The sequence below is a fragment of the Vibrio sp. 10N.286.48.C11 genome, assembly GCF_041469805.1.
GTDB lineage: Bacteria > Pseudomonadota > Gammaproteobacteria > Enterobacterales > Vibrionaceae > Vibrio > Vibrio crassostreae_C.
Genome location: NZ_JBFRLK010000031.1, coordinates 8229 through 30970 on the forward strand (window position 1 = coordinate 8229; position 22742 = coordinate 30970).

Annotated in this window: 17 protein-coding genes, 1 pseudogene and 1 riboswitch; of the genes and pseudogenes, 5 read left to right on the top strand and 13 right to left on the bottom strand. The window is 45.0% G+C overall.

What is annotated here, in order from left to right; all coding sequences use genetic code 11:
* From AB4209_RS09075 to AB4209_RS09120, 10 genes are all read right to left on the bottom strand, one after another.
* Positions 1 to 676: YegS/Rv2252/BmrU family lipid kinase (locus AB4209_RS09075; protein ID WP_372055617.1), on the bottom strand; the 676-nt coding region annotated here is incomplete at its 3' end.
* 19 nt (positions 677 to 695) lie between these two features.
* On the bottom strand, positions 696 to 1601 hold the full coding sequence (locus tag AB4209_RS09080) for a LysR family transcriptional regulator (protein WP_017064697.1): 906 nt from the start codon (positions 1599 to 1601) through the stop codon (positions 696 to 698).
* A gap of 78 nt (positions 1602 to 1679) precedes the next feature.
* Entirely contained in the window at positions 1680 to 3062 is a 1383-nt protein-coding gene (locus AB4209_RS09085) for a BatD family protein (protein ID WP_102393778.1), read from the bottom strand.
* Positions 3059 to 4783, bottom strand: coding sequence for a VWA domain-containing protein (locus AB4209_RS09090; RefSeq protein WP_102393777.1), 1725 nt, complete (start codon positions 4781 to 4783; stop codon positions 3059 to 3061). The genes AB4209_RS09085 and AB4209_RS09090 overlap by 4 nt, the downstream gene beginning before the upstream one ends.
* Positions 4776 to 5855, bottom strand: a complete 1080-nt coding sequence (locus AB4209_RS09095; RefSeq protein WP_102393776.1) for a VWA domain-containing protein — start codon at positions 5853 to 5855, stop codon at positions 4776 to 4778. Before AB4209_RS09095 ends, AB4209_RS09090 begins: the two co-directional genes overlap by 8 nt.
* The gene (locus AB4209_RS09100; RefSeq protein WP_017066901.1) at positions 5848 to 6390 is read right to left on the bottom strand and encodes a DUF4381 domain-containing protein; all 543 of its coding nucleotides are present in this window, start codon (positions 6388 to 6390) and stop codon (positions 5848 to 5850) included. The genes AB4209_RS09095 and AB4209_RS09100 overlap by 8 nt, the downstream gene beginning before the upstream one ends.
* The gene (locus AB4209_RS09105) at positions 6391 to 7353 is read right to left on the bottom strand and encodes a DUF58 domain-containing protein (protein WP_017066900.1); all 963 of its coding nucleotides are present in this window, start codon (positions 7351 to 7353) and stop codon (positions 6391 to 6393) included.
* 12 nt (positions 7354 to 7365) lie between these two features.
* Positions 7366 to 8349 carry a MoxR family ATPase gene (locus AB4209_RS09110; protein WP_102393775.1) on the bottom strand — a complete coding sequence of 328 codons (984 nt, stop codon included), beginning with the start codon at positions 8347 to 8349 and terminating at the stop codon, positions 7366 to 7368.
* A 149-nt stretch (positions 8350 to 8498) separates the two neighbouring features.
* Positions 8499 to 10907 carry a tetratricopeptide repeat protein gene (locus AB4209_RS09115; protein WP_102393774.1) on the bottom strand — a complete coding sequence of 803 codons (2409 nt, stop codon included), beginning with the start codon at positions 10905 to 10907 and terminating at the stop codon, positions 8499 to 8501.
* Positions 10908 to 11099: 192 nt separating this feature from the next.
* Entirely contained in the window at positions 11100 to 12647 is a 1548-nt protein-coding gene (locus AB4209_RS09120; RefSeq protein WP_017060009.1) for an arylsulfatase, read from the bottom strand.
* Positions 12648 to 12991: 344 nt separating this feature from the next.
* Here AB4209_RS09120 and AB4209_RS09125 point away from each other — a divergent pair, with 344 nt between their 5' ends.
* From AB4209_RS09125 to AB4209_RS09145, 5 genes and pseudogenes are all read left to right on the top strand, one after another.
* Entirely contained in the window at positions 12992 to 14554 is a 1563-nt protein-coding gene (locus AB4209_RS09125; protein WP_102393773.1) for an arylsulfatase, read from the top strand.
* 350 nt (positions 14555 to 14904) lie between these two features.
* Complete coding sequence (locus AB4209_RS09130; RefSeq protein ID WP_102393772.1) at positions 14905 to 15993, top strand: cytochrome-c peroxidase; 1089 nt, start codon at positions 14905 to 14907, stop codon at positions 15991 to 15993.
* Positions 15986 to 18373, top strand: coding sequence for an ATP-binding protein (locus tag AB4209_RS09135; protein WP_102393771.1), 2388 nt, complete (start codon positions 15986 to 15988; stop codon positions 18371 to 18373). Before AB4209_RS09130 ends, AB4209_RS09135 begins: the two co-directional genes overlap by 8 nt.
* Before the next feature lie 13 nt (positions 18374 to 18386).
* Positions 18387 to 18811, top strand: a pseudogene (locus tag AB4209_RS09140) (hypothetical protein).
* Between the two features lie 106 nt (positions 18812 to 18917).
* Entirely contained in the window at positions 18918 to 19583 is a 666-nt protein-coding gene (locus tag AB4209_RS09145) for a DUF2057 family protein (protein WP_102332870.1), read from the top strand.
* Positions 19584 to 19762: 179 nt separating this feature from the next.
* Here the strand turns inward: AB4209_RS09145 and AB4209_RS09150 are convergent, their stop codons facing one another.
* The 3 genes from AB4209_RS09150 to AB4209_RS09160 form a co-directional block, all read right to left on the bottom strand.
* Complete coding sequence (locus tag AB4209_RS09150; protein WP_102393770.1) at positions 19763 to 20785, bottom strand: adenosine deaminase; 1023 nt, start codon at positions 20783 to 20785, stop codon at positions 19763 to 19765.
* 90 nt (positions 20786 to 20875) lie between these two features.
* A riboswitch (purine riboswitch) is annotated at positions 20876 to 20975 on the bottom strand.
* 75 nt (positions 20976 to 21050) lie between these two features.
* Positions 21051 to 21545: a GNAT family N-acetyltransferase gene (locus AB4209_RS09155; RefSeq protein WP_017060016.1), complete on the bottom strand. Its 495-nt coding sequence runs from the start codon at positions 21543 to 21545 to the stop codon at positions 21051 to 21053.
* A gap of 166 nt (positions 21546 to 21711) precedes the next feature.
* Positions 21712 to 22695, bottom strand: coding sequence for a DUF2860 family protein (locus AB4209_RS09160; RefSeq protein WP_102393769.1), 984 nt, complete (start codon positions 22693 to 22695; stop codon positions 21712 to 21714).
* Positions 22696 to 22742: the final 47 nt, after the last annotated feature.

The following is a 22742-nucleotide window of genomic DNA, read 5'->3' on the forward strand; positions in this document are numbered from 1 at the left end:
CGTGATAGCTCGATACCCGACTGGGTAAACAGCGATCATCAATCAATGCATTGGGTGCTAACTCTTGTCCTCCACCCGCTAAGCGACCATTACAAAAAGCACCAACAAGGATCTCGCCGGTAAAGCTGCCTTTATCTATGGGCAACGTGCCACTGTAGGGCTTAAAGCCAAGTGCTTTCACCACACCTGTTAGTGTATACGCACCGCCACCGAGAAAATCTTTAAGCTCGACTGGCGTTTCAGCTGTGACTTCAGCACCAAAACCCGCCGCAGCGACATTCATAAAATAGCGGTCATTCGCACGCGCGCTATCCACCGCAAACGCCTTGCCTTCCAGCGCTAGTTCAAAAGCACCCGAAATATCGTTAGGTATTCCCGTTGCGGTAGCAAAATCATTCGCAGTGCCCATTGGGACAAGCGCCAGTTGTGGTCTTTCACTGGCACGGAACAGGTTGAGCGCGTTAACGGCTTCATTCACCGTTCCATCGCCACCGACAACAATCAGACGCTTGACACCATCGCATATTGCCTCGCTTACCAAACGAAACATGTCCGACGATTCCCAAGTCACTCTAACTTGCAGGTCAATATCATTGTCCCTCGCCGCAAAGGTGGCTTGCCTTAATTCCGGGATATTGGCTTTCTTTCCGTTTAAAATCACGCGAATGCTGTCCATGGCTATGTCCTTGTATAGGCTAACTTGATAACTCTTTTGCTGCCGCTTTGATCTTAGCTCGTAACCACTTATGGCTTGGTTCATTAGTACGGCTTGGATGCCAAATCATACACATATCGAGGTCTTCCAACTCGAAGGGTAATGGTAGTGTTTTTACCGCGTACTTTTCAGCAAAACAACGCACTGATGAAATAGGCATTACTCCGATGTACTCAGAGCCTTCGATAACAGGAAGCATCTCTACAACGCCCGCTGCGCGATACACGATTCTACGTTTCTCAAGGTCACTATAGTGCTCAGAGCTTAATAAGCTTTTGCGCGCATGCCACCTAGAGACCACCACATGCTCGAGTGCTAAGAACTGTTCCATATCGATGGTATCGCCAACCGTAGGATGATCACTACTACACACCACGACCAGCTCTTCTGTAGAAATCACCTCGTGCTTAAGCATGGTTCTTCCTTTAGGCGTCATATCAACAATCACGTCGTGTCTTTGCAGCCTTAAATCAGACTCATAGTCTTCGGTAAACAGAGGATGAACCTCTAACGCGATACCTGGTGCGACTTGGCTGATTAACCGCATGACTTTTGGCATCATTTCGTAGCTCGCCGCCGAGACGCAGGCAATGGAAAACACGCGGCCTGAGGTTTTAGGATCGAAGTCTCTTGATGCGGATAAGGTAGAAGTAAAGTTTTTAAGTGCAGCGGCCATTGCAGGATAGATATCAATAGCGAATGTGGTTGGCTCTACGCCTGATGTGGTGCGATGAAACAGTGGCTCATCATAGATATCTCTCAACCTTGCAAGTGCTTTACTCACTGCTGGTTGGCTTATATCCATGCGATTAGCAGCTCTAGATAAGTTCTGCTCTTCATAGATAGCAACAAATATAGGAATTAGATTGAGTTCGGTACTTTTCATACAGTTCCATATTAAAGAAGCAGGTTCCCCATAGTAGAGAAGCTGCCGATTATGTTCGATGCGAATGACTAAAGTTTGCTACTTAGTTCTATCTTTTAAGTTTGGCAAGGCTTTAGGGATTTTCAAGCGAGCGGCAATTGAACGAGAATTGCTTGACTTTGATGTGTCACTGGGCAAGTTACGTAACCCTTTCCATAAACGAGTGAATACGTTTTTATCTTCACATCCTTGTTGAAGGGCTTCGCTATCTTCTAGCCAACGCTTTTGTCCATTTGATTTACCATGTTGCGCTTTATCCAGTTGCACTTTATTCAGTTCTAACTGAGAGGTTTGGTTTCGCAATTGACGGTAGATAAAGGTTCTTAATGCAGCCCAATTACCTTGCTTAACTAAACGACGTAGTACCAGCCAACTCGGTGTTGGGCGGTTCGCATAATAACGTTTAACAGAAACAAAGCACGCCACACTGAACAACAGTGCCAGACCAACGCTAATAAACACTGACATGTAAGCCTTGATGAAAGATTGGACTGTGTGTTTGGCTTCAAACACATTCCCTTTTATCACCACGGTTTCAAGGCGTTGATTCTTGCAGTCCCACCACTGAAATGAAAACTCTGGCAACGTAAATTCACCACCCTGCTGAATAACATAAACCGTCTCCTCAATTCGACTGGAACGGTAGTTACCACGATCTTGAGTATCATCTAAACGATTAGGCTGCGGGTAAGCTTGGTATTGCTGGGTCGATTCATTGTTCAACACGTCCGGCAGTAAAACAGACAAACTGTCTTTGGCCTTGATGGTTACCGTTCGAGTAATGGCATCGCCTACTTTTAAGTTTTCACTCGAGCGTTGCCATTGTTGCTCTATATCTACTTCTGTTGCAGAAAACCAAGGCGATTCATTATCAAGTAAACCTGAAGGCAACGAAGCTTCAAACTTAATTGGCTGCGTGTAAAGCGTGCCGCCAACGTTAGAACCATCAGGTGCAGAAACTTGGACGCGAACCGGCACGGTTGGAATGACAAACTCGCCAGAAGTCATCGGATAGAGCGTCACTTCCCATCGTTGACGCGACCATGTAGTGCCATTGACCCGTTCCGTGTAATTAGTCGCGAGTTGGTTACGTTGCTTAGCGATCACGTTAGGGATTTCGATACTGCCGATTCGAGTCCCTCCCGTTAACCAACGCGGCGTCGCCACCTCAATATTCAGAATTACCTGCTCATTAACGCTCACTTTAGTCGGCGTTATCTTATCGCCTGACTTTGGCTTTTCCCCTACCCAAGCGATAAGCTCAACGTCACCACTTTTTTGGAGATCGAAGATATCGGCAGCAGAAGCAACAAAAGGAGAAAACCAACTCGATATAAGAGTCATCGACAGTAACCACTTATGGGTTCTGAATCGCACTCTCTTTGATTGAATGGCTTCAAGAGCTAAATCATATCGACTCATTGGGTTTGCTCCTGTTTTGATGCCTGTTCCTGTTTTGACGCTTGTTCGATAGAAGGCGCAGGATCTCTTAACTGAATTTGGAATTTGGATTTCAAGAAGAACTTAGGATCGGCTTCTACTCGCTTCAACCACTTATCGGCAAGCTCTTGGCTACCCAAAATTTCATTGGCATTAAGCGTTTCCTTGAGCATCAATTCCGCTACCGTTTCTTCTTCAGCGCCATCACCCGTTCGCGGCTGATCGTCTTCGAGTTCTAAAGATTCTTCAGGGCCATCTGTGGTTCCGGACTGACTTTCACTGGTTCGGTTTACCTCTTCGACAATCCCGCTAAGCACTGCAAGATTGTTCTCCACATCCGTTCTTAGTTCTGGTGACAGATCCTCTTTCTCGCTTAATGATTTCAAAAGGTCTCGCGCGGCAAGGTATTCTCGCTGTCGAGCTAAAGCACTCGCGGCATTATACAAACCATAATCGGTTTTGGTTTGCAGGAATGCACTGTGTGCGAGCTTAAAATCACGAGCATAGTAGTAAGCCGCACCTTTTCTCATTGGGTCAGTAAAATGTTTTGCCGCTTCAAGGTATTCTTTCTGATTCAACAGGCGTTGACCTTGTTGGTCAGGCGTTAACCATAAGTCCCACCACCATTGAGCTGTTTTGTCCCAAGCCGTAACCGACTCCACCACAACCGGTTTATCAGCGGTTAAGTTGACCGTTTTCGCCAAAGTGCTTGGTGAATAGATGCTGCCCGAAATCACTAGACCAACGACACACCACTGCACCAACCATCCTTTTCTGAACCACAACAACATGATAATCGCCATTGGGATAAGCAAGCCATAGCCCATGTCTTTCCAAGGCATTGAAGATTCGCCGTTGAGCTGCATGTTTCTTTCAACCGCTCTGTTCAGTTGTTGGATATCCGAATCATCAACGGTCACCTCAACCACTCGTCCACCCGTCTTACTCGCTAAGTTACGCAATGAATCTAGGTCGACTGGGTTATCGCTCACCACATTACTGTTTCCTGCGGCTAGAATGAGCAACTGATACGGATTGTCGTTAAAGAAACTCTCGTACGCCCTAATGGTGCTTGGGTTTACACCATCTGATACCAGCAGTACAGAAGAGCCTAACTCACCAGACAGTTGCTGATTAATCAATGGCAATGCTTCTTCTGCTGACTTACCTGATACCGGCATGATATCGGGTGTAATAGCCGCTAGAAACGGTTCGAATACCTTGCTGTCTTGAGTGACGGGCATCGCGACGTGTGCGCTGCCTGCGTAAACCACTAAGCCCGTATTACCGCCTTTCCGAGCTGCCAATAAGTCTCTAATTTTCTGCTTAGATCGTTCCAAGCGACTCGGTGGTAAGTCTTTAGCGAGCATGGATTCACTGTTATCAAGCACAACCAACATCGACGCTTTGTCTTCACCAAAAGGAGAAGCCTCACGCTGCCATGTTGGGCCAGAACAGATGATGATGGCGATAGTAACAATCACCACCAATAGCTTCAATGGCAGCTGCTTACGCCAGCCTGTTTCGCCAATCGTCAAAGCATCACGTAAATGTGCCGGTAGAATGTCTTTCCACGTTGGTTTGGTCTCTTCTCTCCAACGAACCCATAGCAGGAAGAACATCGGAATAAAGGCCAACAACCACAAAGGTCGGATAAAATGAAACTGGGTAAAGAACTGTTGTAGAGTGAGAGAATCAGGCATCATCCTCTCCTTTCAATTTTTTAGTTTTAGAAGCCAAAAGCGACCTTCTACGTAAAGTCGCCAGACTAAAGGCAGTCAGATACATCACAACAACAATCGCCATTAAGTAATGGTGCAGCCCCTGTTTAGGACGATAAGTGGTACTTTCATATAACTGTGGTTCTAGTTCACCGATTTGAGCGTAGGCTTTAGTCAATTCATCGCGGTTAAGTACTTCAAAAGATTCACCACCAGACTCTTGCGCCACACGATTGATGGTTTCCATATCCAAAGCCACTTCACCAACGGTTTGTGGGTCACCCATGGCGATCACGTGAATACGAACGCCTTTCGCCTTCGCAACTTTGGCGGCATCAACCGGTTCAACAAAGCTTCCCGTATCATTACCGTCGGTTAGTACGATCACGACTTTCTCTTTTTCGTTGGCATTAACACTTGAATCTTGAACGGCAGCACTTTGCTTTTCGCTTTGTTCAAACACCTTAATCGCCAAGCCAATTGCATCACCTAAGTGCGTGCTTTGCCCTGCCATCGCGACATCGGTTTGATTAAGCAGTTCAAGCCACACATCTTGGTCAGCTGTAAACGGTGTTTGTACAAACGCTGCATCACCAAAAAGAATCAAACCGAGTCGATCCCCTTTTCGGGTAGTCGCAAAATCAGCCAGCACTTCTTTGGTCGCGTCCAAACGAGATATTTTATCGCCCCGCTTAGAGGTAAAGTCTTGTTCTGCCATTGAGCCAGATAAATCAACCACTACCATCACATCACGACCTAATTGTTCGCGAACTTGCGGCTCACCAAGAATGGTTGGTTTAGCGAGCGCACACACCACTAATGCCCAAGTAATAATCAACGTGGTTCGTTGCCACCAGCTTGGTGTTAGCTGGCTTGCCCCTTCAGACGGCGCTTCACCAATCGCTTCAACCAATTCACTGAAAAATGGCACCTTGATGGCCATTTGCTTGGTTCGATAAGCTGGCACCGCAAAGTAGACCAACAACGGTAAAGGCAGCGCAATAAACCACAGCGGATGCGCAAATTCAAAACTGGCAGATAAAACATCAAACATTGTCTTGCCCCTCAACCGTTACCTGTACATTCGGCTTGTGAAGTTTTAGCCACATCATCGCGGTTTGAATTACCTCTAAACGCTGTTCAAAGCTCAAACGCACATTAGGGTCAATTAGGCTTTGCATCCATAATTCCGAAACTTCATCGGCAAAGAACGCATTGCTGTTTTCACTCGTGTTGGCGCTAACAGGCAGATAAGCGTTCAAACGGTTCACATAAGCTTGGCCAAACAACTTGGCATTACTGCTGTCTAGGTAACGAAGCACCACTTTGAGGACTTTAAAGGTTCGTTCGGTTGAGTTCTTGTCTCTTGCATCCAGTACCATGAGTTCTTGAAGCGCTTCTTTGCGATAACGGTTATTCCACCACCTTAACGCCAAGCGATAAGCCAGATAGATAGCGACCAATAACAGAATAACGCCAAGGATCTTCCAGCCGATCGTTTGAGGAGCCCAGCTCACACTGTCAGGAATGGCGACATCATGTAGGTCGCGAAGGATATAAGTACTTGGAGGCGTATGTTCAACAGCCATTTAGCGCCCTCCCACTAGTTTCTGCAGCTGTGATATGTGATTGCCCGACGTGTCTAATTCTATATAAGGGAGGTTTTTCATCGCCATCAATTTAGCAAGGGACAGTTTCTGAAGTGCCGCTTTTTGGGCAAGGCTTTCACTTGCGAGGTTAACCTTAGATTGGCTATCCAGATTAAGTTGAAAGCGACCATCACCCACCACCCAGTTTGCGCTTGCAAGATCTTGAGGCAATGACTGTTCTAATGAATCGGTGACCATAATGGCCAAGATATCGTTGTGTTGCTGTAACTGCTTTAGTCGATCGAGATGTTGTTCTCGGCAGTCTCGCCAGTCACTAATGAATATCAAGGTTGATTGCTTGAGTCTCATTCGTTTGATCAGTTCAATCCACTGACTAAAACCAACATTATCGCCATCACTTACATTGACGCCTAAGCTTTGATTGGCTTTGGTAAGATGTTTTAGCTGAGCCAACAAATCAGATTGAGAACGTTGAGCTTTGGTATGAAACAGTTTTTGGTGCGACGCCAAAACGAAGCCGACACGATCACCATCTTTCAGCACTCGCCATCCACACAATGCCGCCACTTCGGCAGCCACAACAGATTTCATGGTGTTTTGAGACGCAAAGAACATCGAACTGCGCTGATCGACACAGATCATCACATTACGGTCTTTCTCTTCGGTATAGCTACGAACATGAGGCTTACCCGTTCGCATCGTAACTTTCCAATCGAGATTACGGATATCATCACCCAATTGGTAATGACGTAATTCTTCGAAGTTCAAACCACGACCACGGAACAAAGAGTTATGTCTGCCCGAAAGTACGCTGCCCGCTTTTAAATGAGGTAACAGTGAAAACGACTCAGCTTGAGCCTGAATTCGCACTAACCTTGAATAATCACAATACAGTCGTGGATCAAGGCCTTGCGATTTGGGAGCTTGTGTTGGCTTCGCCATGACGCCCCCTAGTTATCCAATCTCAACATTATCGAGCAGTTCTTCAACCACTCTTTGATGGTCAACACCATCGGCCAATGCGTCGTAAGACAACGAGAATCGGTGACCTAATACGGTCAGTAACATGGCACGCACATCGTCCAACGTGACATGGTCACGTCCTTGCAACCATGCATAAGCGCGAGCACATTTATCCAACGCGATGGAAGCACGCGGACTTGAACCAATCTCAATCCATTTAGACAAGTTTGATTCTGGGTAACGCTCTGGCTTACGAGTTGCCATCACCAAGGCCACAATGTAGTTCTCAACTAAATCAGAAACGGCAATGTCTGGAAGTTGGCGCCGAGCTTCAAGTACCAACTCAGGTTCAATATGTTGTGGCGTGACTAATTCTGAACTGGTCTCGCTACCGAGTTCCTCACTGCGCACAAGTCGAATGATGTCGCGTTCAGCTTCATCTTCTGGATAGTCGACTGTCACTTTCATAATGAAACGGTCCATTTGTGCTTCAGGCAGTGGATACGTACCTTCTTGCTCAACTGGGTTTTGTGTGGCTAGCACCATGAACAAATCTGGCAGGATGTGAGTTTGACCACCCACCGTAATCGTCCCTTCCGCCATCGCTTCAAGCAGAGCAGCCTGTACTTTTGCAGGCGCACGGTTCACTTCATCGGCTAATACAATGCTGTTGAAAATAGGACCCGGTTGGAAATGCAACTGAGGCTTTCCATCAAGCTCTTGATACACCTCCGTGCCCGTCACATCAGATGGCAGCAGGTCTGGCGTAAATTGAATTCGACCAAAACTGGTGTTCAGTAGATTCGCCAGCGATTTTACTGAGCGAGTTTTCGCTGTACCGGGAAGTCCCTCTAAAAGCACATGGCCATTAGTCAATAACCCTATCACCAGAGCCCGAACGACGTGGCTCTGACCGATAACACTTTTCTCTGTTTGTTCAATCAGTTGGTTTATTGCTTGTTGCGCATGGTTCATAGGTCTTCCCTTAATTCAATCTGGCTGCGTACATCCTACTCACAAGCCCCATAACTATTAGTTATACACATGATAAACAGTTATAAACGCGATAATTGGTTACAAGCGGAATAAGCAGCAAGCTCGATAGCCAAGCTCACCTCATCGCTTTATTTAAACCTAGCTTTCAATTGGTTAATGGCTTCCGGCGGTGCCACTTTGCTCAATGATGAAATACATTGCTCAAACGCCTTTGGTACGCCCGGTATATGACTGTTTCGCGCCAACACTTCACACTGGGCATACAGGTGCTGTGGGTTGCGGCTAAATTGGTAAGCCTTATGCAGTGATTGACTTGCCGCAAGCACATCCGATTTTTCCAAAGCCAATCCGTACACATACCAATATTGAGGGTCGGTTTGCGCAGTTTCAGCGGCTTGTTTAAGGTAGTCCGTTGCTTGTTCGTAATCTTTCACACGAAGCAGAGACAATCCTGTGCTGTATGGCAAAACACTCGATTTAGGCTGAGCTTCAATACCTTGCTTCAAGGTCGACAACGCTTTTGCCTCGTTACCTTGCGCTCGATACAAATCCGCTAAATTGGCGTAGCTGTTTTCGAAATAAGGCTCAATCTCGATAGCGCCTAGATAAAACTCAGTCGCTTTGTCGTGCTGGCCTAAATCTCGGTAAACGTTGCCTAGGTTAGTACGTCCAAATCCTCTGTCGGCATTAAATTGCTGTATTTCAATGTACTCTTCTAATGCAGGCTTGATTTGGTCTTTCTGCAGAGGGTTCATTTCTCCCCAATAACGCACTAATGCGCCTGCGGTTTCTGAACGAATCGACAATACAGGGTCTTTCAGTAGCGGCTCTAGAATTTGCCAACGGTCAGTGAATGGGAAACCAGACGAGCCTTGTACCACACCCAAACGGATCATTTCATCATCATGTTTCACCGCTCTTGCCAGCGAAATAAGCGTATTCTTACCCGTATTACCGCCCAAACGTTCTATGCTCGATGCACGAATGATATTGCTTAAGCTAGAGTCCTGAGCCGAGTATGCCAACGCATCCTCTGCACCTCTGTGCCCTATCGAGTCAGCATAAAAGGCAACGGCAAAGTGCTGCTGATTACGATACTTAGAATCTGGGAACCACTCACCGATTTGCTTATCTGCCCACTGGTCGGTTTGATCTGCATGACAGCTAGTGCACACGTTCGGCGTTTTAATGTGTTGGCTAATATCAGGACGTGGGATATGCCAACTGTGGTCACGCCTTGGGTCGACCTCCATGTAAGTCGTCTCTGGCATGTGACAAGTCGTGCATTGTGAAGCTTCAGTATTCGCTTCGTGGAATGTGTGCTTTTCAGGCGTGTATTCTGATGCAATATGACATTGGCTACACACGGCTTCTTCCGCAATTTTTAGTTCAGCGGTATGAGGATCGTGGCAGTTAGTACATGTGACGCCTTTTTCAGCCATCACGGATTGAAGGAAAGATCCGTAAACGTAATCTTCATCGTAGATTTGACCATCGTTGTGGTAAAGCTCTGGGGTAATCAAGCTCAAGCGATACTTATCAAAGAAAGACCCGTTAACGTGATCACCCGTTTCATTTAACTGAGTACGACGGCTGTGGCATTGAGCACAGGTTTGAACTTGATTGGTATGGATGATGTCTTTTGGTTGCAGGGTTGAATTACCCTCTTGATAGATCCACTCTTTGACCGACTTCGACAAGTCGCGGTCAAAACCATAATGCGCCGAGACTGGAGCATCCTTTCCACCGTTAGCTTTTGCTAGCTGAGCCTTTTCAACGTGCTCACTCGCAGGGCCATGACACGCTTCACAACCGACATTAATCTCAGACCAAGTAGTGTTGTAGGTATTACTCGCGCTGTCGTAGTTTTTCTCTAGGTTCGTTGAATGGCAATCAGCACACATGAAGTTCCAGTTTTGACCGCTATTGGTCCAGTAGAATTCATCGGTGTTGGTGGTATCAGGATAGAGGTGAAACCAGCGTTGACCGCCTTCGCCCTCAGTGCGAGAATCCCAAGCGAAAGGAATCAACTGTACACGGCCGTCTTCAAATTCAACCATGTATTGTTGTAGTGGTTCAAAGGCAAAGGTATAGCTGATTTTGTAATCTTTAAAGTGGCCGTCTTGCCCTTCAATATTGACCCAGAACTCTTCACCCTTGCGGAAAAATCGGTTGGGTTTACCGTCATGAGTGAATGTTTGATCGTTGAAATCGCCTAATACAGATTCGTCTGTAGCGTGCTTCATCGCCATATCATGATGAGAGCCCTCCCACGCTGCGACTTCTTCACTATGACAATCAACACATGCTTCCGAACCGACATAGCTGGCTTTAGAACCGATAGGTAAAGCGTCAGAGCTAACGGGTGACGCTACAGAGTTGGCCTTTGAAATATCAGAGTTGATATTAGGGTCTTGCTCGTTGGCATAGGCGTTCAGACTGAACAGCGACAACATCAGTGAAGACAAGATTGCGGATAATACTGCGACTCGCTGGTGTTTCAATCCGTTTACCAGTGAGCACAACCATGCAGACATAACATTCCTTGTTTTTATACATCCTTATGCTTAATAAGGTAGACGTAAAAACAACGAATTTACAATTATTTAGTGGCAATGAGCTCGATAGTTGTGACTCATATTCACGACCGGGATTTACTCATCGGTATGCGCATAAAAAAAGAGCTCCTAAGAGCTCTTCAATCTGTTCAGTTTCACTCAAACAATCACTTACTTGTTATGAGATTCCTGAAGTTTTTCCATTACCTGATCCAAGCTAAAGCTCGCGGCTTTTTGGCGTGGCGGGTATTCAGCAAAGGTTTCTAGGAACTTGCCGACATACGCCTGTGCTGGAACGAACATATAAGCATGGTCTAACAACCAATCGTAGTATGTATTCGATGTAATGTCTGCGTTTTCGTATGGGTCCATACGCAGGTTAAACAGCTTAGGAAGACGTAACGTCACGAACGGTTCAGCCCAAATTTGCATGGTACCCGTCGCACGCTGCTCCATGAACACCGCTTTCCATTGGTTGTAACGAAGCGCCGCTAAATCACCATCATCGGTAAAGTAGAAGATCTCCGAACGACGGCCTTTCTCTTCTTCACCCGTTAGGTAAGGAAGGAAGTTGTAACCATCTAAGTGAACCTTAAACGTTTTATCACCGGCAGTATGACCTTTGAGTAGTTTCTCTTTGATTTGGTCATCACCAGCGGCGGCAACGAAGGTTGGCATCCAGTCCATATGGTGCATGATTTCGTTAGATACGGTTCCTGGTTCAATCTTACCAGGCCAACGAACCATTGCTGGTACACGGTATGCGCCTTCCCAGTTGGTGTTTTTCTCACCACGGAACGGGGTTGTACCCGCATCAGGCCAAGAGTTCATGTGAGGGCCGTTATCCGTTGAGTAGAAAACAATCGTGTTGTCTTTGATACCCAACTCATCCACTTGCTTCAATAGTTGCCCAACGTGTCGATCGTGCTCAACCATACCATCAGCGTAGTTACCGACACCGGTTACGCCTTTACTGTCGGCTTTCACGTGCGTTCTAAAGTGCATACGTGTCGCGTTCCACCACACGAAGAATGGTTTGTCCGCTTTCACTGCGCGATCCATAAAATCAAGTGCCGCGTCTAGTGTTTCTTCATCAACCGTTTCCATACGCTTACGCGTCAGTGGACCGGTATCTTCAATCTTGCCATCAGCGAATGACTTAATGACACCACGAGGGCCAAATTTCTTACGAAACTCAGGATCGGTTGGGTAATCTTCATTCTCTGGTTCTTCTTCAGCATTTAGGTGGTAAAGGTTGCCAAAAAATTCGTCAAACCCGTGTGCTGTTGGAAGGAATTCATCTTTATCGCCAAGGTGGTTTTTACCAAATTGACCTGTCATGTAACCCATAGGTTTCAGCATTTCTGCGATTGTCGCGTCTTCTGCTTGTAAGCCAATGTCTGCGCCCGGCAAACCTACTTTACTCAAACCCGTTCGTAATACACTTTGTCCCGTGATAAAGGTAGAGCGACCCGCAGTACAAGATTGCTCTGCGTAATAGTCCGTAAACATCATCCCTTCTTTCGCGATGCTATCAATATTCGGGGTTTTGTAACCCATGAGACCGAAGGTGTATGCACTCACATTGGATTGACCAATATCGTCCCCCCAAATAACCAATATATTTGGCTTTTCAGCCGCAAAAGTGGCGCTGGACGCGGCCATCATCGCTGTACCCAAAATCGCTAATCGACGTTTAGCGCCATATTTCGCTGTCATAGAAACCTCTTCGTAAGTTATTTGCATCCTGCCCTACAACGTATAGTCCATTTTTTACACATGCGCGAGATTCCCTAAGCTATTAATCTTTTTGTCATTTTTATTGAGATACGGATACAGAAATCATCGATAAGGTTTACGCCAACAAACATGATAAGGATCACACACAAACTAAGGCTTTATTCTACGTACCCACTAGAGCTGATATTAATCAATAGGTTACCTAAGCATCATAACGATTGGTTATAAGCACTATAAAAGGACGTAACGGAATTTTGAGAATAACATTTGCTCATCGATGCGTTGTTCTAACGCATTAATCTTAAAAGTGAATCGGAGTCCTTATGGGTACTAAAATTAATAAACTAGCATTAGGTGTTGGCTTATTAGCAGCTTCTTCAGCGGCAACAGCAGCAGAAAAACCAAACATTCTTGCTATCTGGGGTGATGACATTGGTGTATTCAACATCAGTGCATACAACAACGGTATGATGGGTTACGAAACACCTAACATCGACCGTATTGCTAACGAAGGCGCACTATTTACTGACCACTACGGTCAACAATCGTGTACTGCTGGTCGTGCTGCATTCCTAACAGGTCAAGAACCTTTCCGTACTGGTCTATTGACTATCGGCATGCCAGGTTCGGACCACGGTATCCCTGATTGGGCTCCAACGATCGCAGACCTTCTTAAAGAACAAGGCTACATGACAGCTCAGTTCGGTAAGAACCACATGGGTGACCAAGACAAACACCTTCCAACGAACCACGGTTTTGACCAGTTCTTCGGTAACCTGTACCACCTAAACGCCGAAGAAGAGCCAGAAACATATTACTACCCTAAAGACCCAGAGTTCCGTAAGAACTACGGCCCTCGTGGTGTAATCAAGTCTACTGCTGACGGTAAGATTGAAGATACAGGCCCTATGACGCGTAAGCGTATGGAGCACGCAGATGAAGAGTTCCTAGAAGAATCTCTAGCGTTCATGGAAAAAGCAGTGAAAGCTGACAAACCATTCTTCATCTGGCACAACACAACACGTATGCACGTGTGGACTCGTCTACAAGAGAAGTACCAAGGTAAATCTGGTATCAGCATCTATGCAGATGGCATGTTAGAGCACGATGACCAAGTCGGTGTTCTTCTAGACAAGCTTGATGAGCTTAAGATCGCAGACAACACAATCGTCATCTATTCTACCGATAACGGTGCAGAAACCGTATCTTGGCCTGATGGTGGTGCAACTTACTTCCACGGTGAAAAAGGTACAACTTACGAAGGTGGTATGCGTGTTCCTCAGCTAGTTCGCTGGCCTGGTACTATCAAACCGGGAACTAAGATCAACGACATCATGGGCCACCAAGACTGGATCCCTACTCTACTAGCAGCAGCTGGTGATGATAAAGTGGTTGAGAAGCTAGCGTCTGACAAAGGTGCAACTTACAACGGTAAAAACTGGCGTGTACACCTAGATGGTTACAACTTCCTACCTTACTTCCAAGGTAAAGAAGAGAAAGGCCCTCGTGACAGCCTGCTTTACTTCTCGGCAAATGCTGAATTGAACGCTGTTCGTTGGAACGACTTCAAGATTTCATTTGCTGTAATGGACGGTAACATTGTTGATGCCGTGCGTTTCCAACCAAACTGGCCTCAAGTTGTTCACCTACGTGCTGACCCATTCGAAAAAGCACCACACGAATCTGGCATGTACCTACGTTGGATGGCTGACAACATGTGGTTATTCGTTCCAGTAGGAAATCAGGTTCAAGAGTTTATGACGACGCTACCAGATTACCCTATGCAGAATAGCCAAGTACTGAACCCAGGTAACTTCAACCAGAATGCATACATGCTTCAAGGTAAACTTAAGCAACTAGAAGCGGCAGCAGCGCAAGCTAAATAAGCCTATCTAGGCGATGCAAACTGTATAGATGTGTATTTAACTAAGATTTATAGTAAGTACATAATCGAGTACGAAAGCCGTGATAACTCACTTGAGTTACCACGGCTTTCTTCGTTTAACGCCATTCGGCTTGATTTCATTTGAAAGAGCTTCATTCAATTCTGACTAGACCTCCCTATCAATCCCCGCTAGATAACCGCCTAAGCGATTTAATTTCCTACCACTTGTCTTGCAACATCACATATGCGCAACTAGCTTTATAAATAACACCTATCATTGGAAAGTAAAATGAAGGTGATATCAGAAGGATTCTGAGTTGCCATAATTGTCAAACTAGATGGACTAATGTTATGAAAACGCCATATTTAGCAGGAATAAGCATCATTGTCGTTTCAGTCGCTTTGCTAGTTTATGACGCGGCCTCTTCAAAAATGCACACCTCGTTCGAACACAAAAAAAATCACGCCCATGAAAGCAATCATGGTGACTATCACTCTTCAGGGCACTCCGCCCATTCCGAAGAAAAGCACGCACATAAAACCGTCGCTTCAAGCCAACCCATATCTCCGATTCCAAACTCTCCCGAGATAAATCATGAGCTGGCCAAAATTGGTTGGGTGCTATTTAAAGACCCGAACCTTTCTTCTAACCGCAGTGTGAGCTGTGAAAGTTGTCATAGCCTGCAAACCAACGGCGCAGAGGTAATTCCAGTTTCGATTGGCGTAAACGGCGCAGGGATGAGAAATTCACTCACCGTTTTTAACGCAGTCTTTAACTATCGGTTCTTCTGGGATGGTCGAGTAAACAACCTCGGCGATCAAATTGATGGCCCAGTGCACAACGTCGATGAAATGGATTCAAACTGGCAACATATTACGGATTATGTGTCTCAATCGAAAACTTACATCGACTTATTCCAAGAACAATCAACGCCCATTGACGAAGCTTCAATTAAGGCTGCTCTTATTGAATTTATGCAGGGTTTGACCACACCCAATGCCCCTTTCGACCTGTATTTACAAGGTGACAGCGCAGCACTTTCTGAAACCGCCAAACGAGGTTGGGAAACTTTTCAAGAAGAAGGCTGTATTCGTTGCCACCAAGGTACCAACATTGGTGGAGGCATGGTGATGCGATTTGGTTACTTTGGGTTATCGAAAACAGGAGCCGAGCGAAGTGAAGACCAAGGTCGTTTTATGTTTACCGCTAAACCACAAGATAAGGATTTATTTCGTGTTGCGAGCTTAAGAAACGTGGCGATCACTGCACCCTATTTTCATGACGGGCAAACAGCCACACTCGAAGAAGCGATCAAAATAATGGGTGAAAGCCAACTCGGTAAAACGTTTGAAAAACAGACCATAAACGATATTAAAGTCTTCCTCGAATCCCTAACCGGTAACCGTCCTCAAATGTTAATGGAGTTTGAAAATGAATAAGATCAGACTCATATTTCTACTGTTTGTATCGCTTTTCATCGGCTTAATTAGCTTTATTATGCTGACCTACTCCGAGCATGAAAAGGTCACCGAATATGGAGTGCCTATTCGGCAGTTAGGCCATGAAGTATTAGAAATGCGTGATCATATCACCAATGCAGCGCTTGCGGGTATTTCCAACCCTTATCAAATGTCTGCAGATTTGGTTGCTTTAGAAAGAGAGTTGCAACTACTCAGAGAAAGTTATCAAAGCGAGAATATTCACTCTACGTTCTTTAAACACTTACCGACAGCGCAATTATTGGATCGCTTTTACGATGCTTCAATGTCGAACTTAGATACGCTAGACAACCTAGTAGGACTTAGTGTGGCTCGTCAGTTTATTTTGCAATCTTTGACTCTACAACTCACAGAGAGCAACTCAACTGATGCTGAGATAAACAACGCAAATATCGACATTCAAAGCGCGCTTCTTGCGAGTGTGTTGGTTGGGGGAATCGAAATTAACCATTCAGGTGTTAACTCCGAGCTGGCGAACCTTTATAAAACGTTTACCGAACTCAACCAACAACAAAGTCAGCTGTTATCTCAAGTACTTTCAGCACACAGCATGGAGTATATTGAACATATTGAGCATGAGTTTACCGATCTGCAAGACCAACTTAAAAGTATCATCGTTAAGCTTATTATCGTTTTGGCGTTGCTGACTTTAGCGTTCTCATTCACCATGTTTATTTTTCGAGTCTTCGAACTCAAAAGAAACAACCTCTCCTATCAAGAAGCCGCAGACAAAGCAGAAAAAGCCAGCGAAGCAAAATCTCTCTTTCTCGCTACCATGAGCCACGAGTTACGCACCCCAATGAATGGCGTATTAGGCATCGCTCAGATAATCAAGGAGGATTCACACAGCGAGAATACTCGTAAACACGCCCAAATCATCATTGACTCTGGTCAGCATCTCGTCACCATATTGAATGACATTCTTGATTTTTCTAAGGTGGAGCAAGGCAAGATGGAGTTGGAATACAGCCCGTTCTCTGTCACCGACGTCGTGACACACCTTGATAAAACATTGACACCTCTTGCAGAAGACAAAGGCCTCGCTTTTATCATTAAAGATAACATTCCTACCAATATTCAGTTGATTGGTGACTCTGCACGTACACGTCAGATCTTATTTAACTTAGCAGGCAATGCAGTCAAATTTACTGAGTCAGGAAAGGTCGAAGTAGAATTCTTGATAGCCCCTACTACTCCACCAATCGTGAATATTTTAGTGACGGATACGGGTATTGGTATAGCAGAAGACAAGATCGACCATATATTTACCGCCTTTGAACAAGCTGAGCTTTCAACAACCCGTAAGTTTGGTGGCACAGGGTTAGGGCTTTCCATTGTTCAGCAGTTAGTCGAACTGATGGGCGGAACAATTAAGGTTTCCAGCCAGCTTGGTTTGGGCACTCAATTTAAGATCTCTTTGCCGTTAGAAATGCATGAGCTTGAAGAACAAGTCATCGACCAAACGCCAACCAAAACCAATGAGACTCTCGATGACTTCTCAGTATTGTTAGTCGAAGATAACAAGATCAACGCAATGGTGATTAGGAAGTTCTGTGAGTCGATAAACTTAACGGTTGAGAATGCCTACGACGGTTTACAGGCCTTAGATAAGTTGGCGTCAAACCAATATGACCTGATCATAATGGACAACCATATGCCCAACATGAGCGGTATTGAAGCGATTCAAAAAATCCGTGGCGAACTCAAGCTGACTACGGTTGTTTTTGCATGTACCGCCGATGTATTCAAAGAGGCCCACGATGAATTCATCGAATCAGGCGCAGACTTTGTACTCACCAAACCGTTACAGAAAAACAGCTTACAAAACGCCATCAACGAGTTTCACCAACAGTTTGAGGTCAACCGCCATCACTCCGTTAACACACACAATCTTCCAAACAAGGAAAAAAGTAACATCACGATGTTAACGCGTCACCCTAAGAACAAATTGCCACTCACAGAGGAAGAACTGTCGCGTAGCCAATTTTTAACTAACGATGAGCTTAAAACAGACGAGAAACTCAAATGCTTAACTTCTCTCGTTGATGAGCTAGAAAACGAAATCGATGAGTTGATAGAGCTATTTTCGGATGCCAAGCAAGATGATCTATCCAGAACATTAAAGGCGGTTAAAGCGATTGCATCAAGGTATGAAATGAGTGAAGTATTCGAGCTCGCAACCGAAGCTGAGAAGGTAACGGAGAAGCACATCATGCCCGAGGCTGAATTACTTCAGCAACTCATCAATCGCTTGATAGTCAACAGCCATCAAGCAACACGATTAATACACAAACTCCATCAGCAACGAAAAACGGGGTAAAAGAAGGTGTCATATGATATGGAATGTAAATTTACCTAGCACTGGCCACATTTATTCTTAGCACTCGGTGCCACAATCATTTTTGTGGTCGACTGTCATGTTCCTTTGGGCATTGCCATGGCCGTGCCCTACATAACGATAGTCTTGCTCGCAGCCACAACGAAAGATCCACTATCAGCCGTGATGTGGGCTATTGGCTGCACCTTACTTACCTTATTGGGTTACTACTTATCTGGTAGCGGCAGCGAAACCTGGTTTGTCGCCTTCAACCGAGTCATTACCATCTATACCATTTGGGTGGCGGCAATTATTCCTATTTATATCTCTTTACCTTCTCCTCAAGCCTCACTGGACGTCGATGATGACGTGACAGAGGAAAGTTCAAGATCACGCCCTCACTCGCACAGAAACCATACAATCGACACGTTCAAAAACTAGGCTTTGGTTAAGTTTCGGTGAATTTTTCCAAATCGAGACAAGGCAACTTGAAATACTTCTTTATGCATGCGAGTGTAGAACTACTCACCTAAATAACTGTATGACTATGAAAACATTACAATCCATTGCGCTGCTTTCGACAATTATCGCAGCACCACAAGTGTTAGCTGACGTAACAATTGAAGTTCCTTCTAGCGCAGATGCTTTAGTCGAAGTCTTAGCTGTTAATGAGGCTAAACCTGATCTCGACGGTGGTTTCTTCTCTTCGAGCAAAACGATCACCGTTCCAGATGGCGTAAACCAAATCGTTTTCAAATATCAACTGGCTTTCAGCCAAGGTAACGACCGAGAGTTTGTCGATAGCGATACCATTATTGCTACTTTTGATGCGACAGACACAGCATTGACGTTTGACATGCCTAAGTTCCGTAACACCAACGAAGCGAAAAAAGGCCTTCAAAACTTAGATTGGAAACTGGTTGATGAAAACCAAAATGCAATCAGTGTTAAGCAAGACAAACTTATCAAAGATGGCATGCAGATTGGTCGTAAGTACCCGCAAGAAGCGAAGGAGTACAACCAGAAAGGCGGCATCGCTGCACTTACAGTAGGTTCTAGCGCGGGCGTAGCAGCTGCTGTCGCACAACCGGTAACGCTTCCAACAAAGATTGACGGAAATGCAGCAAATACAGCTGAAGAGATGCTCTATTTCTGGTACGAAAAAGCGGATGCTGAAACCAAGCAGAAATTCAAAGACTACGTGAACAAGTAGCTCAATGAGCTTAATTTAAAAATGAAAGAAGCTGGCAAACTGCCAGCTTCTTTTTTGTCTTCATCTAGATGATTTAGGCTTATAGAGATTAAGCAGACTCAGTCGATAACACTTTAACATCCACTTTAGTTGGCCATCCTAGCGCTTTATACTCAGCTGCTAGTAAATGGGCACAGCGGCTAGAAATTCTGGTCAAAATCAGCTTTAGCTAAGTAACCTTGAACAAGCTCTCGATATTGCTGCTTCAATGGCGCTTCAATAAAGCTCGCGTCTATCGCATTCAAACTAAACAGCGCTAACTCCTGATGCGTCATCTCATGAGCTTTGCTCACCGCATTAAAGTTATCCGACATGTAACCACCAAAATAAGCAGGGTCATCCGAGTTAATCGTTACAGCCACACCCTTTCTGAGCAGTTCGACAATGTTGTGGTCTTCCATCACATCGAATACACGCAATTTAATATTCGACAGTGGGCACACCGTCAGTGGCATTTTGGTTTCAATCAGCTCTTCGATTAGAGCTTCGTCTGTCATGCACTGGACACCATGATCCACTCGACTCACGCTGAGCATTTCAATCGCATCGACAATGTTTTGAGCCGGCCCTTCTTCTCCTGCATGCGCCACCGTCAAGAAGCCCGCTTGTTTTGCTTGTTGGAATACACGCTTGAACTTCTCTGGTGGGTGTCCTAATTCAGAAGAGTCCAGTCCAACCCCGACGATCTTATCTTGATGCTTCAATACCTCTGCGAACGTTTGAATGGCGCTCTCTTCAGATAAATGGCGCAGAAAACATGCGATGATTTGAGAGGTAATGCCCAACTCTTTATGACCCTGTTCAAGCGCACGATGAATGCCGTTAATAGCGGTATCGAATGCAATGCTACGATCGGTATGTGTCTGAGGATCAAAGAAAATCTCAGTATGGATAACATTGTCGGCTTTACAGCGTTCTAGATAAGCCCATGTTAAGTCGTAGAAATCCTGTTCTGTGCGCAGTGCATCAGCACCTTGATAATAGATATCCAGAAATGACTGTAAATCATCAAATTCGTATGCGCGTCTTAGTTGCTCTGGGGATGAATAAGGCAGCTCAATGCCATTGCGTTGAGCAAGCTGGAAAAGTAACTCAGGTTCGAGCGAACCTTCAATGTGTAAATGCAACTCTACTTTTGGGAGCCCTTGAATAAATGCGTTCATATTTCACCTACTATGGATTTTAGGTGTGCACTTACTCTGAATAATAGACAGGAGGTTTTCTTGAACGCCATTACAAAGAGTAAGAACACAATTGTGATCTAAACCCTTCGTAATCAGCACTTTGCGGGAGCTGGTAGAGACCCCCAAACCATATCATTGGGGTTATACGAAGCAAACGGTTGCTACTATACAGAGTTTAATGGGAATTTCACTAATCAATTGCTCATTAACCGATTTCTAAAGCAGGAACCTGTTTGGTTCGATCTCAACGGTAATCTGGTCGTATTCTCGACATAAGCAACATATCGATGTACTTACCCGCTTTGAACGTACTGAGTCTTTTTGTGCCTTCTAACTGAAAGCCTACACGTTCATACAAAGCAATAGCGGCGTGGTTATCGGCATGAACCTCTAACTCAAGACGCACGAGATTAAGCCAGTTATCCGCCTGATTGATCGCTTCTTGCATTAACGCCTTACCGACCCCTTTACCATGCATATCCGGGTGAATAGCAATACCAAGACCAGCGCAGTGCCTGTCTCTTACCTTGGTGGTCATGAATAAAGTAATGTGACCCACTACTTTGCCGGAGACTTCCGCAACCAGAGTGAAATGGTCTGAATGACCAAACAGTCGCTCCACTTGTTCAGAACTAAGATAAGGCTTTTGTGAGGTGTTTTCTGAAACTGAAGGGCGGCGATAAATATCGAAAATATCTTGGCTATCCGTTGCTTCTAAATGTCTAATTTGTATTTCCAAAGCGCTTCCTTATCCTATTATTTCTATCCATAAGCTAATTTTCATATTACGGATAGCAACGGGAACCTACAACCTTTAAAGGTGTAAGTGCCCGAAATAATTAAACAAATAGTAAGACTGAACTTAAACTTCTGCTTTGATGAGTATTTTTAAAATAGTGTGAATATCAGAATTTATAATCCACACCCACACTCGCTAATACTTGCTCGGAGTTATAGAAATCGATATTAGAATCTATGCTTCTTAAACCCAGTAAAGTAATGAACGCCCAATCTTTATAGCCCATCAAACCACCAAACTCATAAGCTAAGAATGCACCGAATTCATTCTCTTCACGTACTTGCCCGTAAATTGGATTCGACTCATCATATTCACGATCACTTGCATCTAGGGTGACAACAAAACCATGACGACCGATTCTCTTCGCGTAGTTTAATTCAATACCATAACTATCGAAGCTGAGTGCTCCTCCTTCTGCGTCTGAGTGGAAATACACCATTGAAGGAACAAATAGACCTGCGTGGTTTGGTAAGATAAAGCGGTATCCTGCTTTGGCGTACACATAGGTTCTTTCCCTATCCAGCAGCACAGTATCTTCCGGAGATAAGCCTTGGCTACCAGATAGCTCTTCATCAACATCTGATTGCCCAAATGCGAGATCCGTTCGAAAACCAGTTCCACCGATATTAGTGAGCTGCAGTCGTCCTACATTACCTTTCACATCCGTTTCATTTCGATTAACGCCAACAGCATACGGATCCGTCCAAGCCTTACCCGAGATAAGCGTAGGAATAACAGAAAAATCCAATATGGTGCCACCAGAAAGTTGATATCGATAACCGATCTCAAACGCAATGGTACCTGTTGCAATATCCTCTCGTGTCGTACCCGCATACACTTGGTGAGTCAGCGATTCGCCAAAAGTATATTGAACAGTACCCAAAAAGCCGAGTAGCCCTTGGTTTTCACTCTCCCCTTCCTGGGTGTTGGTGGCTTGATTCGAATCTTGTTCAGTACTCAAATTACTACTGTCAGAGTAGAAACCGGCCAATACACTGAAGTTACCGCTGAAGCCTTCACTTGGAGCAAGGCCACTGTATGCAGGCATTGAAGCCAATGCAGAAAAGACTAATGGTAAAACAAACCTCATATTCACATCCATTACTTGAATAATCACCAAATAACTATAAGCATCAA